This is a genomic window from Mesorhizobium sp. LNJC405B00 (assembly GCF_000502615.1).
Lineage (GTDB): Bacteria > Pseudomonadota > Alphaproteobacteria > Rhizobiales > Rhizobiaceae > Mesorhizobium.
In genome coordinates this window covers 230,239-249,860 of record NZ_AYWC01000011.1, presented here as the reverse complement: position 1 = coordinate 249,860, position 19,622 = coordinate 230,239, and the positions used below count along the sequence as shown (strand labels likewise).

The following is a 19,622-nucleotide window of genomic DNA, read 5'->3' as shown; positions in this document are numbered from 1 at the left end:
GTTTTACGCAATTCCGGACGGAAAACCGTTTCACACTTTTCCTGGAATTGCTCTAGTACCAGCTATTCGCAAACCATCCTGTAGCGTTTGCCGGGTTCGCTGACATTCTTGCAGGTGAGCGGATTGGCCGGTTCGGAAGCCATGCTGGGAGGGCTGGACCTGACGTGCCGCCTTGGCGCAGCTATTTGTGTTGTGTGCCTGCGTGCCGCGGGCCGGTAGGGCTCCTGCGGCGGCGGCGTCGGAAACACACCGGCTGCCGCCTGCATCCGGCTGGCCTCAGTCTGCGACGGATCGCGATCCCAGACCCGCCTGATATCGAGCGGCTTCGGGATCACCACCGTGCCGTCATAGCTGCGTGCGCAGCCGCTGCCCGCAAGCAGCGCCAGGCACAGGAAACAAGGCACGATCCAACCCGTCATCAGCAACACCCCCGCCGACTTATAGCCCGGCCGGGGTTCCGCCGACAACCGGCGGAATACCGCAGGGCAATGTGGCTCTGGCCGCAGTCTGGATTGGTTATGGTTAGCGGATCATTAATGCTTCTCGGGCAAATTCCGCCGGCGAACCGCTGAGGGGGTTCGGCCTTGGCTTTCGGGGTGGGAACGGGATGGCTGACGGGACTGTTGGAACACGCGGCGGACGCGGTTCCCGAAAAGGGGTGGTGAACGGCGAGGATACGTCCGTCGGGGGTTCGCCCGAAGCGTTGCGCGAACTGGTCGAGGCCGGCGCCGACTGGGTCTGGGAGACCGACGCCGAGCTGCGCTTTTCCTGGCTTTCGGAGAACTACCAGGCCGCCACCGGCATCGATCCCGCCAGCATTCTTGGCCGTTTCCGCTTCGATTTCCTCAAGCAGATGGTGCACGGCAATCGACACGCCGCCGCGCATCTGGAGGATCTGCAGGCGCATCGGCCGTTTCGCGACTTTGTTTATGAGTTGAAGGGCGGCCGTCCCGGCTGCCGCTGGGTTTCGATCACCGGTTCCCCGCGGTTCGACGGCGAAGGCGAATTCATCGGCTATCGCGGCATCGGCCGCAACGTCACGGCAGTGGCCGGTGCGCTGGACGAACTGCGGCAGGACGAGAGCGATCCGCCGGCCGGGGAGGCCACGCAGCACCTCGCCGATCTCGAGCGGACGATGGATGCCATGCATATGGGCGTCGTGCTGCTTGACGAAAAGCTCGGCACACTCATCGTCAACAAGGCCTATCGCGAGCTCTCCAGGATTCCCGATGGCGCCGTCACTGTCGGCGCGCCGTTCAGTCTGTTGATGGAACTCAACCGCCGCAACGGCATCTACGGCGATCTCGATGAACAGCAGTGGCAGCACTACCTAGCCACCCGCATCGAGGAGATCAGCGCCGGCTCGGTTGCGCCACGCGAATTTCTCCATGCCAACGGCAGGACGATGATGTTCTCGGTGACGGCATTGTCCGGCGGCAAGCGGCTGTTGACCTACTACGACGTCTCCGAGCTCAAGCGTCGCGACGCAGAGATCGAGAGTGCCAACGCCAAAATCACGGAGACCTTCGCCAATCTTCGCACGATGGTCGACCAGATGCCGATCGGCGTGCTCGTCCTTGATGCGGACATGCGGGCGGAGGTGATCAACCGCGCCTTCTATGATTTCTGGGAAATCGATCCCCGACGCGCCAGGATCGGCTGCGGCTTCCGCGAACTGATGCAGGCCAGCCGCGATATGGACCCGTACGGTGCTGACGATGCGGAATGGCAGGACCACATCGCCGAGCGCGAAGCAGAAATCTCGGCCGGCCTGGTGGGCTCCAGGCAACTGCCACGCAATGACGGCCGTACGCTGATTGCATCGCTGGCGCCGCTCGCCGGCGGCAAAAGGCTGATCTCCTATGTCGACGTCACCAACATGAAGGATCGCGAGGCTGAACTCGCCCATGCGCTGGAGAAATCGCGGCTGGCCGAGGCGGTGATCAACGGCGTCAAGGACCCGATCTTCGTCAAGGACGACAATCTGCGTTTCGTCTTCGTCAATGAGGCGTTTTCGGCACTGTTCGGACAGAGCCCGCAAGCGATGCTGGGCAGGCCCGGCGGCGACTTCCTCAAGCAAAAGGACGCCGCGCAGTTCGAAGACAGCGAACGCGCCGTGCTGGCGACCGGCACGCCCTACGAGGTCGAGGAGACTTTCGACGCCGAGGGCGCCAGCCGCTCGCGCATCGTGCGCAAGAACCGCGTCGGCATGCCCAGCGGCCGCAACTATGTCGCCGGTTTCCTGTTCGACATCTCCGACATGAAGCGCCGCGAGACCGAAGCCGAAGACGCCCGCAAGAACCTCACCACGGTGCTGGAGTCGCTGCCGGCGGCCGTCATCATCTATGACCGCGACGACAAGTTCGTCTTTGCAAACCGCAAGCTGCAGGACACGCTGCCGGAGCTGAAACCGGCATGGCAGCCTGGCCGCAGCTTCCGCGCGGCCCTGGAACTTGGACATTCGGTCGGCTATTTCCGATCGAGCGGCGATCCAGAAATCGACAGGCTCTATGAAGGCGACCCCGATGTCTGGCTCAATGCCATCCTCGCCCGCTATCGCCTGCCCAACTCGTCCTATGAGCGCCTCAATGCGGACGGCCGCTGGTATCAGGTCTACGATATGCGCACCGAGGACGGCACCTTTATCGGCGTGCGCGTCGACATCTCGGAGATCAAGAGCCGCGAAAAGGCGCTGCAGGAAAGCATGCGCCAGATCGACCTGTTCCGCCACGTCATGGACGAACTGCCGGTCGCCGCCTTCATCAAGGCGCAGGATCTGAGCATGGAATTCGTCAACAAAGCCTGGTGCGCGCTGACCGGCATCCCCAAGGAGGAGGTCATCGGCCGGACCGATCTCCAGCTTTTCGGCATCGACGACGCCGAAACCTACACCCATGACGACACCGAGGTCGTCGTCACCGGGCGCGGCCGCGAGATCGAGGAGCCCGTTACCCATCGCGACGGCACGGTGCGGCAATTGATGACGCGCAAGAGCCGGCTGGTGGCGCTCGATGGGTCGGTGCACCTTGTCGGCTCCAGCACCGACATCACCGACGTCAAGGCGCGCGAGCAGGCGCTGGAAGAGAGCATGCGCGAGAACGAGGTGTTCCGCAATCTCATCGACAACGTGCCGGTGTCGATCTACGCCAAGCGCTCCGACCTCAGGCAGTTCTACGTCAACAAGGGCTGGTGCGACCTCACCGGCCTCCGCAGGGAAGACGCGATCGGCAAGACGGACATCGAGATTTTCGGCGAGGACGGCGAAGCCTTCGTCAACAGCGATCTCGCCGTGCTGCGCACAGGCGATACACAGGAGATCGAGGAAACGGTGACGCTTGCCGACGGCAGCGTGCGCCACCAGTTCGCCCGCAAGGGCGCGATGATCGCGTCCGACGGTTCGCTCTATCTGATTGGGTCGACCACCGACATCACCGAACTGAAGCTGCGCGAGGCCGAACTGCGCGAGGCGCGGCAGCGCGCCGTGTTGGCCGACCGCGCCAAGTCGGAATTCCTGGCCAATATGAGCCACGAAATCCGCACGCCGATGAACGGCGTACTCGGCATGGCCGAGTTGCTGGCCAAATCCGACCTCGATCCCAAGCAGAAGACGTTCACCGACATCATCGTCAAATCGGGTAACGCGCTCTTGACCATCATCAACGACATACTGGACTTCTCCAAGATCGATGCCGGACAGCTGGTGCTCGACCCTGCGCCCTTCAACCTGCCCGAAGCGATCGAGGATGTGGCGACGCTGATATCGACCCGCGCCAAGGAGAAGGACCTCGAGCTCATCGTGCGCGTCGAGCCGGGCCTGGGAAGCCTGTTCGTCGGCGATGTCGGTCGCATCAGGCAGATCGTCACCAATCTGGTCGGCAACGCGGTGAAGTTTACCGACGAAGGCCACGTGCTGGTCGACGTGACGGGACAAAGGGGGCCGACGGGGACAAAGCTGACCGTTTCGGTCACCGATACCGGCATCGGCATTCCGCAGCAGAAACTGAAGCTCGTCTTCGAAAAATTCAGTCAGGCCGACACCTCGTCGACCAGACGCCACGAAGGCACAGGGCTCGGGCTCGCCATCACCTCGCGGCTGGTCGAGTTGATGGGCGGCGAGATCGGTGTCGAGAGCGCCGAAGGCAAGGGCTCGACCTTCTGGTTCACCGTGACATTGCCCAGGGCCGAGGAACGGACCGGACGGCGGATCATGCCGGTCGACGTGACCGGCTCACGGGTGCTGATCGTCGACGACAATGCCGTCAACCGATCGATCCTGAGCGAGCAGATGGCGTCATGGACCTTCGATTCCTGCGCCGCCGAAAGCGGACCCGAAGGGCTCAAGGTGCTGGTCGCCGCGGCTGCCTACGGCGTGCCGGTCGACTGCGTCGTGCTCGATTATCAGATGCCGGGGATGAGCGGCGCCGAAATGGCGCGCGTCGTGCGCAGCACCGCAGGGCTGGCCGACACGCCGATCATCATGCTGACTTCGGTCGACCAGTCGCTCGCCAACACCAGCTATCGCGATCTCGGCATCGACGCCCAGCTGATCAAGCCGGCGCGTTCCTCGGTGCTTCTGGAAACGCTGGTCGCTACCATCCAGCGCCACCATCACAATATCACGGGGAGCCGCGTGCTCCCGGCGGCAAGCAGCGGGTCCGGCAACGACAGGAACGGACCGTCACCGGCAAAGCCGCCGCTCGCTGCACCGGAACGCGCCTTGCTGCAACCGCCGCCGGTTCGCGCCCGCGCCCGGGCCGCCGGGGATGAAAGCCGGCTCGACATCCTCGTTGCCGAGGACAATGAGGTGAACCAGATGGTGTTCACCCAGATAATCGGCGAGACCGGTTATAGTTTCGAAATTGTCGGCAACGGCCGCAAGGCGCTCGACGCCTTCGGCAGGCTCAATCCGCGTATGATCCTGATGGACGTCTCGATGCCGGAGATGAATGGGCTCGAGGCCACCGCCGCAATTCGCCGGCTTGAAGAACATACGGGTATGCATATCCCGATCGTCGGCGTCACCGCGCATGCTTTGAAGGGCGACCGTGAGCGCTGCCTGGAAGCCGGCATGGATGACTATTTGCCCAAGCCGATCAGCCCCAGGGCGCTGCTCGAAAAGGTCGAGCGCTGGGTCGGCATATCAAGCGAAGCCCAACGAGACGCTGGATAGCAACCTGCGGCGCCGGCCGGGATTCGGCCGCGCCGCAACAGCCAAGGATATGGTGCGATCGCACCATATCAAAGCTGGCGCCCAGTCAGGACAATGGTCGCAACGAAACCGCTCATTCAGTTACGGGCGGGAGCAAGCGACCGCCGACAAGAAACAGCGTCGAATCTACCCCAACGGACCTGTTTTTGGCGATGGCTCGGCCAAGATTCGCTCTGGCCACGGGCAACGCGCTCCCGTCCGGTTTTTCTTTCTCGGCATCGCGGCCTGCGGTGTGCCGGGACTTGATGCCAGCACGGATCGCGCAAGCGTCTGATTCCAGCGGCAACTTCCATTCCCACAAACCGGCTTAAAGGGGGCGGCCCACAAGACGTCTGTGCGACGTTACCGGGCTGACACGAAACTGTCATGCGACTGTAATAATCGAAGGCTATTGGCCTCAGCGGGCGCCGGTTTGAAGAGGGCGCCAAGAGACCATCTTCCGAACAGGAGCAGGCCACATGAAGAAATTCCTCGTTACGGCATCGGCCGTGGCGGTAGCGTTCGCCGCATCGTCCGGTGTCGCCGCTGCGCGTGACCAGATCCAGGTCGCCGGTTCGTCGACCGTGCTGCCTTACGCCAAGATCGTCGCCGAGCAGTTCGGCGAAACCTTCACCAACTTCAAGACCCCGGTGGTCGAGTCCGGCGGCAGCGGCGCCGGCATCAAGGAGTTCTGCAAGGGCGTCGGCGAAGACACGATCGACATCGCCAACTCCTCGCGCCCGATCAAGAAGGACGAGCTGAAGTCCTGCGCCGACGCCGGCGTCAAGGACGTCCAGGAAGTCCGCATCGGCTATGACGGCATCGTCTTTGCCACCGACATCAAGGGTCCGGATTGGGCGCTGGTTCCCGCCGACATCTACAAGGCGCTCGCCGCCAAGCTGGTGGTCGACGGCAAGCTGGTCGACAACCCGAACACCAAGTGGAACCAGGTCAATCCGAAGCTGCCCGACTGGGATATCGCCGCCTATATCCCGGGTGAGAAGCACGGCACCCGTGAAGTGTTCGAGACCAAGCTGCTCGACGCCGGCTGCGACAAGGCCGCTTTGAAGGCTGCCGGCATCGCCGACGACAAGGAAATCGGCAAGACCTGCATCGCCATCCGCAAGGACGGCAAGGCTGTCGACATTGACGGCGACTACACCGAGACGCTGGCCCGCATCGACTCCAACAAGACCGGCGTTGGCGTGTTCGGCCTCGCCTTCTACGAGAACAATGCCGACAAGCTGAAGGTCGCTACCGTCGAAGGCATCGTGCCTTCGACGCAGACCATCGCCGATGGCACGTACCCCGTGTCGCGGCCGTTGTTCTTCTACGTCAAGAAGGCGCATCTGGGCGTCGTTCCCGGCCTCAAGGAATATGTCGAGTTCTTCCTTGATGACCAGATGATCGGCCCGGAAAGCCCGCTCGCCCAGTACGGCCTGGTTTCCGCTCCCGACGCCGAACGTCAGGGCCAGCGCGACGCCTTCGCCGCTGGAAAGACAATGTAATCAACGGACGGATCAGGGCGCGGATGAACTCCGCGCCCTGATTTCGCCGCTTGCCGCAACGGCGGCGGCGATCTGAATTTTCCCTGGGGTGGGTTATGTCGTCCTTGCTCGTACTCGCCATAGTCATTGCCATAGGCGTGGTCGCTTTTGTGGTCGGCCGCCAGCGCGCCGCGGCGCTGGATACCGGCAAGGTCAAGCCGCATTCGCGCGCGCATTATCATGGCTGGTGGGCCTTTCTGCTCGCGGTCCTGCCTGCCGTCCTTTTGCTCGCCGTCTGGGATATCGGCTCTTCCTTCTATCTCGACCGGCATATCCATGCCGCTTTGCCCGAGCGCACCGCCGACACAAAGGTCGCCAGCGAAGCGCTCGACGCCAGCCTGGTGAAGAGCCTGGCCAAGGGCCTGCGTCGGCTCGATGGCGATACCGCACTTCCCGCTACTTTCGCCGAATTGCAGCCGCTGCTCGCCGCCAAGGGCGTGGCACTGGCCAGCGACACCCAGGACTATATGATCCCGATCGCGGTCGAGGCGAACCAGGTCCAGGACCGGCTCGGCCTGTTCGGCGCCGTGCTGACCTTCGCTCTGTCGATCGCCGGCGCCTTCTATGCGCTGAGGCAGATCGCACCGCGCGCCAGGGCGCGCAACAATGTCGAGAAGCTGATGCTGTGGGGGCTGCTTGCGGCCTCGACCATCGCCATCCTGACCACGGTCGGCATCGTGCTGTCGATGCTGTTCCAGACCATCACCTTCTTCGAGAGCGTGTCGCCGGTGAGCTTCTTCTTCGGCACGGTGTGGGATCCGCGTTTCGCCGCCGCCGGTTCCGGCGGCAGCCAGGGTCAGTTCGGCCTGGTCCCGCTTCTCGCCGGCACGCTCTACATCGCCGCCGTCGCCCTTCTGGTGGCAGTGCCGGTCGGGCTGATGTCGGCGGTCTACATGTCCGAATATGCCTCGCGCGGTGTGCGCTCGGTGGTCAAGCCGGCGTTGGAACTGCTGGCCGGCATTCCGACCATCGTCTACGGCATCTTCGCCGTTGTCACGCTCGGACCGTTCTTGCGCGACCTGTCGGCGGCACTCACCGGCGGCTCGCCCTTCATCCAGGGCCAGAGCATCTTCACCGCCGGTCTGGTGATGGGCGTCATGCTGATCCCGGTCGTGTCCTCTTTGTCCGACGACATCATCACCGCGGTGCCGCGCGCAATGCGTGACGGCTCGCTCGGCCTCGGCGCCACGCGCTCCGAGACGATCAAGCGGGTGATCCTGCCGGCGGCACTGCCCGGCATCGTCGGCGCCATCCTGTTGACGGCGTCGCGCGCCATCGGCGAGACGATGATCGTCGTGCTGGCGGCGGGCGTCGCCGCCAATCTGACGGCCAATCCGTTCGAGGCGATGACGACCATCACCGTAAAGATCGTCAACCAGCTGACCGGCGATCTCGAGTTCAACTCGCCGCAGACGCTGGTCGCCTTCGCGCTCGGCCTGACGCTGTTCGCGCTGACGCTGGTGATGAACATCGTCGCCCTCTACATCGTGCGCAAGTACCGGGAGCAGTACGAATGACCGACATCCCCCTGGACACGATGGCGGGCGCCGTCGCGCGTCCGCGCCGCGACATCGGGCTGAAGGCGCGCTATGCCGCCGAACGCCGGTTCCGCATCTATGGCGTGATTGCGATCTCGGTGGGCCTGGCGTTCCTGGCCATCATGTTGATCACCATCGTCTCGAAAGGCTACACCGCCTTCTGGCAGACGACGGTGACGCTTCCGATCACCTTCGATGAGAAGGTCATCGACCCCTCGAACAAGCGTGCCACAGACCCGAATGTGCTGATCAAGGCGAACTATCCCAAGCTCGCCGAAAACGCGCTGGTGGCCAAGCTCGGCATCGATCCGGCCAACAAGCCGATGATGCTGAAGCTCAAGGGCTTCCTGTCGGAAGGCGCCCGCGTCCAGCTGCGCGACATCGTCTCCGCCGATCCGTCGGTGATCGGCACGACGCGTGACGTCGACATCCTGGCCGCCGCCAATCTCGACTCGGCCTTCAAGGGCCAGATCGACCTCGGCGTCGATGAAGCGCGCCGCAAGGTGTCCAACCAGCAGATCGACTGGATGAACAAGCTCAAAGCCGAAGGCGCGATGGCCGAGCATTTCAACACCGGCCTGTTCAGCTATGGCGCCTCCAGCCGGCCCGAGACGTCGGGCATGGGCGTGGCCATCATCGGTTCGTTCTACATGATGATGATCGTGCTTTTGCTGGCGCTGCCGATCGGCGTCGCCGCCTCGATCTATCTGGAGGAGTTCGCCAAGAAGAACCGCTTTACGGACCTGATCGAAGTCAACATCAACAATCTCGCGGCGGTGCCGTCGATCGTCTTCGGTCTGCTTGGCCTTGCCGTGTTCATCAACTTCCTCGGCATGCCGCGCTCGGCTTCCTTCGTCGGCGGCCTGGTGCTGACCTTGATGACATTGCCGACCATAATCATCGCCACGCGCGCCGCCCTCGCCGCGGTGCCGCCGTCGATCCGCTCGGCGGCCCTAGGTCTCGGCGCCTCCAAGATGCAGATGGTGTTCCATCACATCCTGCCGCTTGCCGCCCCAGGCATCCTTACCGGCACCATCATCGGCCTGGCGCGTGCGCTCGGCGAGACAGCACCGCTGCTCTTGATCGGCATGGTCGCTTTCGTCGCCGATTATCCGACGACGCCTTTCGATCCGGCGACCGCGCTGCCGGTTCAGATCTATATGTGGGCAAACGAGGCTGAGCGCGCTTTTGTCGAGCGCATGTCCGGCGCCATCATCATCCTGCTCGTCTTCCTCATGGCCATGAACATCACCGCGATCGTGCTCCGGCGCCGGTTCGAGCGGCGCTGGTAGAAAAAAGGCAATTTGGTATGAACATCATGACCGAACAGTCCCTTGAGAATGCAGTGGGCGACAAAATGAACGCCAAGTCGAACGAAGTCATCAAGATGCGCGGCGACAAGGTCGGCGTGTTCTATGGCGAGAAGCAGGCGTTGTTCGACGTCAATCTCGACGTCCGCCAGAACCAGGTGACGGCGCTGATCGGCCCGTCCGGCTGCGGCAAGTCGACCTTCCTGCGCTGCCTCAACCGCATGAACGACACCATCGATTCGGCGCGGGTGACCGGCAAGATCACGCTCGATGAAGACGACATCTACGACAAGAACATCGATGTCGTCGAACTGCGCGCCCGCGTCGGCATGGTGTTCCAGAAACCCAACCCGTTCCCGAAGTCCATCTACGAGAACGTCGCCTACGGCCCGCGCATCCATGGGCTGGCCAAGCGCAAGTCCGACATGGACCAGATCGTCGAGCAGAGCCTGAAGAAGGCGGCGATCTGGAACGAGGTCAAGGACCGCCTGCAGGAGCCCGGCACCGGCCTGTCCGGCGGCCAGCAGCAGCGCCTGTGCATCGCGCGCGCCATCGCCGTGTCGCCGGAAGTGATCTTGATGGACGAGCCCTGCTCGGCGCTCGATCCGATCGCCACCGCCCGTGTCGAGGAGCTGATAGACGAGCTGCGCCAGAACTACACGATCGTCATCGTCACCCATTCGATGCAGCAGGCGGCGCGCGTCTCGCAACGCACGGCGATGTTCCATCTCGGCTATCTCGTCGAGGAGGGCGCCACCGACAAGATGTTCACCAACCCCGACGACAAGCGCACCCAGGACTACATTACCGGCCGCTTCGGCTGAGCCGTCCGGCGGGTGAATTTTCAGGCACGAGGACCAAGATCATGGGTGAACATACCGTCGCCTCCTTCGATGAAGAGCTCGGGCAGATCAGTAAGCTGATCCGCGACATGGGCGATCTGGCCGGCTCGATGGTCAGCGGCTCGACCAAGGCGCTGCTCAATTCGGACAATGCGCTGGCACAGCGTGTCGTGTCCGACGACGCCATCATGGATGCGCGCCAGCGCGAACTGGACGACCGCGCCATCACGCTGATCGCCAAGCGCCAGCCGATGGCCAACGATCTGCGCGCCGTGGTCGGCTCGATCCGCATGGCCGGCGACCTCGAGCGCATCGGCGATCTCGCCAAGAATATCGCCAAACGCGTCGGCACCGTGGGCCTCAGCGTCACGCCGCGCGACCTCTCGCACTCCATCGATGCCATGGCGCAACTGGTGCTGATCCAGGTGCAAGGCGTCGTCGAGGAATATGCCGCCACCGATGCGGCAGCTCTTGCAAAACTCAGGAATGACGACGAGCGCATCGACGTCAAATACACGTCCGTGTTTCGTGAGCTCTTGACCTACATGATGGAAGACCCTCGCAACATCACCGCCTGCACGCATCTCTTGTTCTGCGCCAAGAATCTTGAGCGCATCGGCGATCATGTCACCAACATCGCCGAAAATGCGTATTATGTGCTGACCGGCCAGCAATTGCCCGCCAATCGTCCGAAGCAGGACGAGACGGCGATGGCCACGCCGGCCTGATGAGGGTGAACTGCCTATGATCGCGCCACGCATCATGGTCGTGGAGGACGAGGAGCCGCTAGGCGTGCTCCTCCGCTACAACCTCGAATCCGAAGGCTATCAGGTCGAGGTGGTGACACGCGGCGACGAGGCCGAGATCCGCCTGCAGGAAAACGTGCCCGATCTCCTGGTGCTCGACTGGATGGTGCCCGCTGTTTCCGGCATCGAGCTCTGCCGGCGGCTTAGAGTGCGGCCCGAAACCGAGCGGCTGCCGATCATCATGCTGACCGCGCGCGGTGAGGAAAGCGATCGCGTGCGCGGCCTGTCCACCGGTGCCGACGACTATCTGGTCAAGCCATTCTCGACGCCGGAGTTCATGGCGCGCGTGAAGGCGCTGCTGCGCCGGGCCAAGCCGGAAGTGCTGTCCAGCGTGCTCAAGGTCGGCGACATCGTGCTCGACCGCGAGTCGCACCGTGTCTACCGCAAGAAGAGCGAGATCAGGCTCGGACCGACCGAGTTCCGGCTGCTCGAATTCATGATGCGCCATCCCGGCCGCGTGTTCTCGCGCAGCCAACTGCTCGACAATGTCTGGGGCGAGACGATCTATATCGACGAGCGAACCGTCGACGTCCATGTCGGGCGCTTACGCAAAGCGGTCAACAACGGCCGCATGCCGGATGTCATCCGTACCATTCGCGGCGCCGGCTACGCGATCAGGGAAGACTAGGATGCTGCGCGTCGCGCCGTTGCCGGCCATTCAGGCGACATGCTTGCCGGATTTGGCCTGAATGCCCGGCGCGAAAATCTCCTGATCGACGAAGCCGAGCGCGCGCATGGCACAGCCTTCGCGGATCAGCGGCAGCTCGTTGGGCTCGGTGTCGAAGGAGATCGATTTCGAGTGCTGGCCGCCGGCGGTCTGGGCGATCGCTTCGCGCAATGCCGGTTCGATCAGGTCGAACGCGGCGGCGCTGACGCCGACCATGGCGACGGGGGCCGGGTCGATCAGCGCAAACAGGCTGCCGAGGCCGAAGCCGAGCGCCTCACCGGCCCTGCGATAGGCTTCGCGCTCCGGTCCGTCCGTCTCTCGCGCACGAGCGGCCAGCGCCCGCATATCAGCGTCGCCGATATCGACCGGCTCGGCATCCTCGCCCATCATTTTGGCGCTGCGCCAGATGGCGTAGTTTCCGGCATAGGCNCGATATCGACCGGCTCGGCATCCTCGCCCATCATTTTGGCGCTGCGCCAGATGGCGTAGTTTCCGGCATAGGCTTCCACGCAGCCGCGCCGCCCGCAGCGGCAGAGCGCGCCGCCCGGACGGTGGATCATGTGGCCGAACTCGCCGCCCGAGGAATGGGTGCCGGTGAACAGTTCGCCTTTCAGCACCAGCCCCATGCCGATGCCGTGCGACAAGAGGATCGCGATAAAATTGTCGCGGTAGCGCTCGGGCTGGCGCCATTGCAGGGCCACCGCCATCATATTGCAGTCGTTCTCCATGGTGGCCGGAATGCCGAATTCCGCTTCCAACATGTCGGCGAAGGCAATGTCGGTCAGTGGCGTGATTGGCGACCACAGCATGGCGCGCGCCTGCGAATCGGTGATGCCCTGGATGCCCATGGCAATGCGGGCGATGCTCTGGACATCGAGGTCGGGATCCTCAAGCCGCCGCCGGACGATTGCTACGCATTCGCCGATCAGTTCGTCGCGCGGCATGGTCAGCGTGTCGAGCCGGCGCTGTTCTTCCGCGACCACCTGGCCGGCATAGTCGATGACGGTGACGGAGAGGAAGTTCAGCGACAGCACCACGGTCATCACCGCCGCCGCTTCCGGATTGAGGCCAAGGCCGACCTGCGGCCGGCCGCGTTTCAGCGAGCCGGTCTCGCCAGGCTTGCCTTCAATCAGGATGCCTTCTTGAATCAGATCAGACGAGATTGCCGATATGGTCGAATGGCTGAGGCCGGTGGTCGCCGCAATCTCGGTCCGCGACGGCTGGCCGGCCCGGCGCACGGCCGAAATCACCATCGCGCGGTTGCGACGGCGCAGATCGTCGTGGCGGATTCCAACCGACATTTGTTTCCTCCCGGCCTCCTCGCGCCTCATGATAGTGAAGGCGTTCGACGGCACCAGCCAAATATTGGCAGACGCCGGCAGCCCTGTCATTGTTTATTGCGGAGCTCGAAAAAATTCGGCAAGGCCATCAGAAACCATGTTGACAGCGCTTTATCATTGAACCAGTGTTTTTTCGAGGCTCGAAAAAATGGAGCCTCTGTGTGCAGGCCTTCGGGCCGGTTTTGTCGCGCCGTGCGCGGCGCAGGGAGGGTTATAATGAACAGATTTGCAGCCGCCATGCTGGCGGGCGTCGCCATGTCGCTGGCGCTGGTCTCGGTCGCGCAGGCGAAGGACAAGGTCATCGGCGTGTCGTGGTCGAACTTCCAGGAAGAGCGCTGGAAGACCGACGAGGCGGCGATGAAAACGGCGATCGAGGCTGCCGGCGACAAGTACATTTCCGCCGACGCGCAGTCCAATCCCGGCAAGCAGCTGACCGACGTCGAAAGCCTGATCTCGCAGGGCGCCAACTCGCTGATCATCCTGGCGCAGGACGCCTCGGCCATCGGCCCGGCGGTGCAGAAGGCGCTGGACGAAGGCATTCCGGTCGTCGGCTATGACCGCCTGATCGAGAACAAGGACGTCTTCTACCTGACCTTCGACAACAAGGAAGTCGGCCGCATGCAGGCCCGCGAAGTGTTCAAGGCGAAGCCCGAGGGCAACTATGTCTTCATCAAGGGCTCTGGCTCGGATCCGAATGCCGATTTCCTGTTCTCGGGCTCGATGGAAGTGCTCAAGGAAGCCATCGACTCGGGCAAGATCAAGAATGTCGGCGAGGCCTATACCGATGGCTGGCTGCCGGCCAATGCCCAGAAGAACATGGAACAGTTCCTGACCGCCAACGACAACAAGGTCGATGCCGTGGTTGCGGCCAATGACGGCACAGCCGGCGGCGTTGTCGCCGCGCTGACGGCGCAGGGCCTTGCCGGAACGGTTCCGGTCTCGGGCCAGGACGGCGACCATGCCGCTCTGAACCGCATCGCGCTCGGCACGCAGACGGTGTCGGTGTGGAAGGACGCGCGCGAACTCGGCAAGAACGCCGCCGAGATCGCCTCGCAGCTTGCCGATGGCAAGAAGACCGGCGACATTGCCGGCGCCAAGGACTTCACCACGCCTGGCGGCAACACCGTCAAGTCGCTGTTCCTGACCCCCGTCGCGATCACCAAGGACAACCTCAACGTCGTCATCGACGCCGGCTGGATCAAGAAGGACGAAGTCTGCACGGGCGTCGCCGCCGGCAGCGTCGCGGCTTGCAACTGATCTCGACGACTTGAAGAAATGAGGCGCCGCGGCTGTCAAGCCGCGGCGTTTTCTCTACGAGAATTGTGTGTTTCCGCCATCGGCGGCAAACTTCTAGGCTGTGGTCCGGCATCCGCGCCAGACGGCAAGCCGCTGGAGGACATCATGACCGACACGACCTCAAATCCGCAGGCCGATACGGCACGAGCGTCTGAACTCGGCGCGGCCGCCCGGTTCCTGAAAGCGACCGAGCTCGACACGCGCATGCTCGGCATGGTCGGCGCGCTGCTGGTCATCTGGGTCGGCATACATATCCTGTCGGGTGGGCTTTTCCTGACGCCGCGCAATCTTTGGAACCTGTCGGTGCAGACGTCCTCGGTCGCGATCATGGCGACCGGCATGGTACTGGTCATCGTCATGCGCAACATCGACCTTTCGGTGGGCTCCGTCGAAGGCGTGATCGGCATGATCATGGGCGTGGCACAGGCCGAATTCCTGATTCGCATCATCGGCCTCCAGCTTGGAAACCCCTGGCTCTGGGTCGTCGCGCTTGCCGCCGGCGTGGTGCTTGGTCTGCTGATCGGCGCGTTCCAGGGCTTCATCATCGCCTATATGCAGGTTCCGGCCTTCATCGTGACGCTTGGTGGCCTGCTGGTCTGGCGTGGCATGGCATGGCTCATCACTAGCGGGCGCACGGTCGCGCCACTCGACGCCACCTTCCAGCTGATGGGCGGCGGACCACGCGGCTCGATTGGCGCCGCTGCCAGCTGGATCGTCGGCATCGTCGCCTGCGCGGCGGTCGCCTTCGCGCTGCTCAACGGTCGCTCGCAGCGCAAGCGCTTCAGCTTTCCACTGCGCCCCGTCTGGGCCGAGACCCTGCTTGGCGTGGTCGCTTGCGCGGCCATCCTCGGCGCCGTGTGGATCGCCAATTCCTATCCATGGCCGATCGGCATCGTGCGCCAGTACGCACAGCAGAACGGCATCACCGTTCCCGAAGGCGGGCTGTTCATCGCGCATGGCATCGCCATACCGGTGCTGATGGCAGTGACTGTCGGCATCATCATGACGTTCATCACCAAGCGCACGCGTTTCGGCCGCTATGTCTTCGCCATCGGCGGCAATCCGGAGGCAGCGGAACTCGCCGGCATCAACACGCGCTGGGTGACCATGAAGGTGTTCATGATCATGGGTGTGCTGGCTACAATCAGCGCGGCGATCTCGTCGGCCCGTCTCAATGCGTCGACCAATGCGCTGGGCACGCTGGACGAGCTTTTGGTGATCGCGGCCGCTGTCATCGGCGGCACGTCGCTCGCGGGCGGCGCCGGAACGGTGATGGGCGCCATGCTCGGCGCGCTTCTGATGCAGTCGCTGCAATCCGGCATGGTGCTGCTCGGCATCGACTCGCCGCTGCAGAGCATTGTCGTTGGCGCTGTCCTGGTCATCGCCGTCTGGCTCGACACCGTCTACCGCAAGCGCGTCTAGGGAGGAACGATTATGGAAAAAACTGCTCCCACCGGTACGCCACTGATCGACATGCGCAACATCTCGATCGCGTTCGGTGGCATTCGCGCCGTCGACGATGCGTCCATCGATCTTTTCCCGGGCGAAGTGGTGGCGCTGCTTGGCCACAACGGCGCCGGTAAGTCGACGCTGATCAAGATCCTGTCGGGCGCCTACAAGCGCGATGCCGGCCAGATCTTGGTCAACGGCCAGGAGGCCTCGATCTCCAATCCGCGCGACGCCAAGAAATACGGCATCGAAACGATCTACCAGACGCTTGCGCTGGCCGACAATGTCGACGCTGCCGCCAACCTCTTCCTCGGCCGCGAACTGATGACCGCGTGGGGGACACTCGACGATGTCGCCATGGAGGCCGAGGCGCGCAAGGTGATGGGCCGGCTCAATCCGCGCTTCCAGCGCTTCAAGGAGCCCGTGATCAAGCTATCGGGCGGCCAGCGCCAGTCGGTGGCGATCGCACGCGCCATCCTGTTCAACGCCCGCATCCTGATCATGGACGAACCGACGGCCGCGCTTGGGCCGCAGGAGACGGCGCAGGTCGGCGAACTGGTAAAGCAGCTCAAGGCCGACGGCATCGGCATTTTCCTGATCAGCCACGACATTCACGACGTGTTCGAGCTTGCCGACCGAGTCTGCGTAATGAAGAACGGCCAGGTCGTCGGCACCGCGCTCACCACCGATGTGACGCAGGACGAAGTGCTCGGCATGATCATCCTGGGAAAGTGCCCGCCCGGCGCCATTCCCGGTCCGGGTGCGCTGAAGATCGCGGCCTGAGACCACGCTATCGTCAGCTGTCATGTTCACTGATGCTCGAGATCGATAAGCCGGCTAAATATGCGCGATATGCCAGCTGTCATTATGGCTTGGCCGCGCCATTGTCTTGCCGCGGCGACTTGCCCATAAAGGTCGCGAACCGTCCATGGGCCTGCGTTGAAGAAGTTTTTCCCGATCCTTGCCTTCATTGCCGTTGCACTGATCAGCCTGACGATGGCGGGCTTCGCCTATTTCGCGACCCAGGAAGCGGCGCGCATCAAGTTCGAGGCGACGGCCGACGACGCGCTCAACCGCATCGAAAGCCGTATCGATCTGCATCTGTCACTGCTGCGCTCGACGCAGGCGCTGTTCGACGCCCGCAATGGCGAGATTTCAGGTAGCGAATTCAAGGCCTTCTTCAGCGCCCTCGATGTCGATAACAATTTCGCCGGCCTGCGCGGCATCGGCTATCTCAGGCTGGCCAAGACCGGTGACGAAGCGGCGGTCGAGCGCGACATGTTGCGCGACCGCGGCGCCGCCCACACGGTCTATCCGGACACGACACAGCCATGGCGCACGCCCGTCGTGCTGTTCGAGCCGCTCGACCCTGCCAACGAATCCACCATCGGCTACGACATGTTCACCGAGCCGGTGCGGCGCGAGGCGATCGAAAAAGCGCTGGCCGATGACGCACAGCACGCAAGCGGTCTGGTCCAGCTCGGCCAGGATACTGGCGCGGCGCAGACCTTTACCGGCTTCCTGGTCTTCGTCAGGCTCAATGTAGAAACCGCGCCGGATGGTATCAATGCGTCCAGATCATCGACATCAGGCCTTCTCTACGCGGCCTTCCGCGCCCGCGACCTGTTCCAGACCGCGCTCAGCCGCACGCCTTTGCTGCCGGTCAACACCGCAGTCTATGACGGCACGGCGGACGCCGACAATCTTCTGTTCCAGTCCGAAACGCCGCCGGCCGCGAGCTTTGGCGACAGGCTGTTGGTGACGCGCAAGATCATCGTCGCCGGTCGGCCGTGGACGGTGCTGTTTCGGCCGACAAGTGCATTTTCGCAACCGTCCTCGCGCGCCATTCCGGTCATGCTCGGGCTGTTCGGCCTGCTTCTGGCCGGCGCCATCGCGTTGGTGGCCCGCTACCAGGAGCGCGCCTACGACGCCAAGTCGCTGCTGCATGAAACGACGGAAAAAAGCCTGCTCGAAAAGGATTTGATGCTGCAGGAGATGAAGCATCGGATCAAGAATTCGATCACGCGGGTGCTGGCGATTGCGCGCCAGACGGCAGCGCAAGCAACCGACGTGAAGGAGTTCTCAACTTCCTTCTCGGCCCGCCTCCAGGCAATGGCGGCTTCCCAGGATATGCTGACGCGTTCGCGCTGGCAGAAGGCCGATCTTGGCGACCTGCTGCGCATCGAGCTCGGCCAGGTGTTCGGCAAGGAGCTTCCGGAAGGGATATTGTCAGGGCCTCAGGTGCTTCTCGACGAGAGGACGACGCAGGCGCTTGGCCTGACCTTTCACGAGCTGGCGACGAATGCGCTGAAATATGGCGAGGCCGGCAATTCCGTGGGTGCGCTGAAGGTCGACTGGTCGTTCGAGGGGCGCGGGTCCGAGCGGATGCTGGTTCTGAACTGGCGCGAGGCCGGGCAGAAGGAACTCGAAGCGCCGGCGAAGACCGGCTTCGGCACCAAGCTGATCGACCTCAATGTCACGCAGGAATTGCGCGGCACGATTGCCCGAGATTTTCGCGTCGATGGACTTACGGTGGAAATCAGGATCCCGCCGCCTCATGCAGGCAAACAAACGGAGACCGGCTGACCGGTCTCCGTCGCGATTGTCTGACGCTTTTGAAGCGAATCAGCAGCGAGCGGTGTAGAGCCGGCCGCGATTGTCGCGATACTGGCAATAGCCGTTGCGCAGGTTGCGCACCAGCAGGCCGGAACCGGCGCCAACGGCTGCGCCGATCAGCGCACCCTTGCCGCCGCCGATCAGTCCGCCGGCCAAAGCACCGACACCGGCGCCGACACCGACATCCTGCTCGGTCGTGCTGCAGCCGCTGACGGCGACCACCGCAACCATGGCAATAATCAATTTCCGCATAGAATCTCTCCTCACTTTTGTCCTCACTTTAGTAAGCTCCAGCCGCTATTTAGCACAAAACAGCAGCCTTTGCCCGCTCGATCTTATTGTTGGCTAAGAGAGTCTTTTTCGCGGCGCGTGGCGTTCGACGCGACCACGACACTGGAAATCTGCAAAGACGCGTCGAGGGTGCCGTCCGGGCGCACGTTCCAGACGATCTGGTCGTAATCATCTTCCAGCGCGGGGTCGACCGTAAGACATTTGGCAACGACGTGCTCGGCCTGACCCTGCACGTCGCCGGCAGCGAATGGACGTTCTGCCGTGCATGCTTCGGCGGTTTCGAAAACACTGACCGGCACCGGCAGTTCACGGCATTCGGTCATGTTGTTCGAACAGCCAATTACCAAAAGCAAAGCGGCGATGTGTTCCACGGCGACACGTCCTCTCGCCATAAGAACGGTCCACAGCCGTCAAAGTTCCTGTGCCGAAAGGGCGTTAATAATTGGTCGGCTACGAGCTGGACAGTTTCTGAGCCAGGCTGCTTGGGAGCAGCGTGAACCTGAGCATCTGGCTCAGACCAATTGCGACGCCACGATCAGCACAACAGCGGCGACGAGCGCGACAGCGGCGACGCGAAGCAAGGGATGCCAGGCGTGCTGCAAAGGCGAGGCTGAAGCGTCAGGATCCTGAAAGCCGCTCATCGACACCCGGGCGGCCTGCTCCAGCCTGTTCATATCGGCAACCGTCATGATCATTCCTCCCATACTCGCGTTGCAGGCTGCGGCCGAAACA

At 63.2% G+C, this 19,622-nt stretch carries 15 protein-coding genes and 1 pseudogene; 11 read left to right on the top strand and 5 right to left on the bottom strand.

Annotated features, from left to right (window positions below; translation table 11 throughout):
- Nucleotides 1-62: 62 nt before the first annotated feature.
- On the bottom strand, nucleotides 63-419 hold the full coding sequence (locus X756_RS144905; protein WP_023693676.1) for a hypothetical protein: 357 nt from the start codon (nucleotides 417-419) through the stop codon (nucleotides 63-65).
- A 242-nt stretch (nucleotides 420-661) separates the two neighbouring features.
- Between X756_RS144905 and X756_RS144910 the strand changes: the two genes are divergently transcribed.
- The 7 genes from X756_RS144910 to phoB all read left to right on the top strand — a co-directional run bounded on the left by X756_RS144910 (nucleotide 662) and on the right by phoB (nucleotide 11,859).
- Entirely contained in the window at nucleotides 662-5,170 is a 4,509-nt protein-coding gene (locus X756_RS144910) for a PAS domain-containing protein (RefSeq protein ID WP_023730797.1), read from the top strand.
- 497 nt (nucleotides 5,171-5,667) lie between these two features.
- Nucleotides 5,668-6,696 carry a substrate-binding domain-containing protein gene (locus X756_RS144915; RefSeq protein ID WP_023670113.1) on the top strand — a complete coding sequence of 343 codons (1,029 nt, stop codon included), beginning with the start codon at nucleotides 5,668-5,670 and terminating at the stop codon, nucleotides 6,694-6,696.
- A gap of 95 nt (nucleotides 6,697-6,791) precedes the next feature.
- Nucleotides 6,792-8,252, top strand: a complete 1,461-nt coding sequence (gene pstC / locus X756_RS144920; RefSeq protein ID WP_023730796.1) for a phosphate ABC transporter permease subunit PstC — start codon at nucleotides 6,792-6,794, stop codon at nucleotides 8,250-8,252.
- Nucleotides 8,249-9,565 carry a phosphate ABC transporter permease PstA gene (pstA, locus tag X756_RS144925; protein ID WP_023730795.1) on the top strand — a complete coding sequence of 439 codons (1,317 nt, stop codon included), beginning with the start codon at nucleotides 8,249-8,251 and terminating at the stop codon, nucleotides 9,563-9,565. Before pstC ends, pstA begins: the two co-directional genes overlap by 4 nt.
- Before the next feature lie 17 nt (nucleotides 9,566-9,582).
- Complete coding sequence (pstB, locus tag X756_RS144930; protein ID WP_023670110.1) at nucleotides 9,583-10,407, top strand: phosphate ABC transporter ATP-binding protein PstB; 825 nt, start codon at nucleotides 9,583-9,585, stop codon at nucleotides 10,405-10,407.
- 41 nt (nucleotides 10,408-10,448) lie between these two features.
- Nucleotides 10,449-11,153: a phosphate signaling complex protein PhoU gene (gene phoU, locus X756_RS144935; protein WP_023730794.1), complete on the top strand. Its 705-nt coding sequence runs from the start codon at nucleotides 10,449-10,451 to the stop codon at nucleotides 11,151-11,153.
- 16 nt (nucleotides 11,154-11,169) lie between these two features.
- A complete protein-coding gene (gene phoB, locus X756_RS144940; protein WP_023822590.1) occupies nucleotides 11,170-11,859 on the top strand; it encodes a phosphate regulon transcriptional regulator PhoB in 690 nt (229 codons plus the stop codon).
- Nucleotides 11,860-11,889: 30 nt separating this feature from the next.
- On the opposite strand, the pseudogene X756_RS01000000165835 reads toward phoB, so the two are convergent.
- Nucleotides 11,890-13,199 (bottom strand): annotated as a pseudogene (locus X756_RS01000000165835) (ROK family protein).
- Nucleotides 13,200-13,454: 255 nt separating this feature from the next.
- Here X756_RS01000000165835 and xylF point away from each other — a divergent pair.
- From xylF to X756_RS144960, 4 genes are all read left to right on the top strand, one after another.
- Nucleotides 13,455-14,495, top strand: coding sequence for a D-xylose ABC transporter substrate-binding protein (gene xylF, locus X756_RS144945; RefSeq protein WP_023670106.1), 1,041 nt, complete (start codon nucleotides 13,455-13,457; stop codon nucleotides 14,493-14,495).
- Nucleotides 14,496-14,639: 144 nt separating this feature from the next.
- Entirely contained in the window at nucleotides 14,640-15,956 is a 1,317-nt protein-coding gene (locus X756_RS144950) for a sugar ABC transporter permease (RefSeq protein ID WP_023730793.1), read from the top strand.
- Between the two features lie 12 nt (nucleotides 15,957-15,968).
- A complete protein-coding gene (locus X756_RS144955) occupies nucleotides 15,969-16,766 on the top strand; it encodes an ATP-binding cassette domain-containing protein (protein WP_023683966.1) in 798 nt (265 codons plus the stop codon).
- A gap of 156 nt (nucleotides 16,767-16,922) precedes the next feature.
- Nucleotides 16,923-18,569: a CHASE domain-containing protein gene (locus X756_RS144960; RefSeq protein WP_023730792.1), complete on the top strand. Its 1,647-nt coding sequence runs from the start codon at nucleotides 16,923-16,925 to the stop codon at nucleotides 18,567-18,569.
- A gap of 39 nt (nucleotides 18,570-18,608) precedes the next feature.
- Here X756_RS144960 and X756_RS144965 read toward each other — a convergent pair whose 3' ends face one another.
- From X756_RS144965 to X756_RS1000000169455, 3 genes are all read right to left on the bottom strand, one after another.
- On the bottom strand, nucleotides 18,609-18,851 hold the full coding sequence (locus X756_RS144965; protein ID WP_023670102.1) for a YMGG-like glycine zipper-containing protein: 243 nt from the start codon (nucleotides 18,849-18,851) through the stop codon (nucleotides 18,609-18,611).
- An 83-nt stretch (nucleotides 18,852-18,934) separates the two neighbouring features.
- Nucleotides 18,935-19,261 (bottom strand): hypothetical protein, encoded by a 327-nt coding sequence (locus X756_RS144970; RefSeq protein ID WP_023670101.1) that lies wholly within the window; start codon nucleotides 19,259-19,261, stop codon nucleotides 18,935-18,937.
- 141 nt (nucleotides 19,262-19,402) lie between these two features.
- Nucleotides 19,403-19,579 (bottom strand): hypothetical protein, encoded by a 177-nt coding sequence (locus tag X756_RS1000000169455; RefSeq protein WP_023683964.1) that lies wholly within the window; start codon nucleotides 19,577-19,579, stop codon nucleotides 19,403-19,405.
- Between the last annotated feature and the right edge of the window lie 43 nt (nucleotides 19,580-19,622).

Coding starts and splice junctions, on each gene's coding strand:
- X756_RS144905 (WP_023693676.1), bottom strand. CDS start 419: ATGACGGGTTGGATCGTGCCTTGTTTCCTGTGCCTGGCGCTGCTTGCG.
- X756_RS144915 (WP_023670113.1), top strand. CDS start 5,668: ATGAAGAAATTCCTCGTTACGGCATCGGCCGTGGCGGTAGCGTTCGCC.
- pstC (WP_023730796.1), top strand. CDS start 6,792: ATGTCGTCCTTGCTCGTACTCGCCATAGTCATTGCCATAGGCGTGGTC.
- pstA (WP_023730795.1), top strand. CDS start 8,249: ATGACCGACATCCCCCTGGACACGATGGCGGGCGCCGTCGCGCGTCCG.
- pstB (WP_023670110.1), top strand. CDS start 9,583: ATGAACATCATGACCGAACAGTCCCTTGAGAATGCAGTGGGCGACAAA.
- phoU (WP_023730794.1), top strand. CDS start 10,449: ATGGGTGAACATACCGTCGCCTCCTTCGATGAAGAGCTCGGGCAGATC.
- phoB (WP_023822590.1), top strand. CDS start 11,170: ATGATCGCGCCACGCATCATGGTCGTGGAGGACGAGGAGCCGCTAGGC.
- xylF (WP_023670106.1), top strand. CDS start 13,455: ATGAACAGATTTGCAGCCGCCATGCTGGCGGGCGTCGCCATGTCGCTG.
- X756_RS144950 (WP_023730793.1), top strand. CDS start 14,640: ATGACCGACACGACCTCAAATCCGCAGGCCGATACGGCACGAGCGTCT.
- X756_RS144955 (WP_023683966.1), top strand. CDS start 15,969: ATGGAAAAAACTGCTCCCACCGGTACGCCACTGATCGACATGCGCAAC.
- X756_RS144965 (WP_023670102.1), bottom strand. CDS start 18,851: ATGCGGAAATTGATTATTGCCATGGTTGCGGTGGTCGCCGTCAGCGGC.
- X756_RS1000000169455 (WP_023683964.1), bottom strand. CDS start 19,579: ATGACGGTTGCCGATATGAACAGGCTGGAGCAGGCCGCCCGGGTGTCG.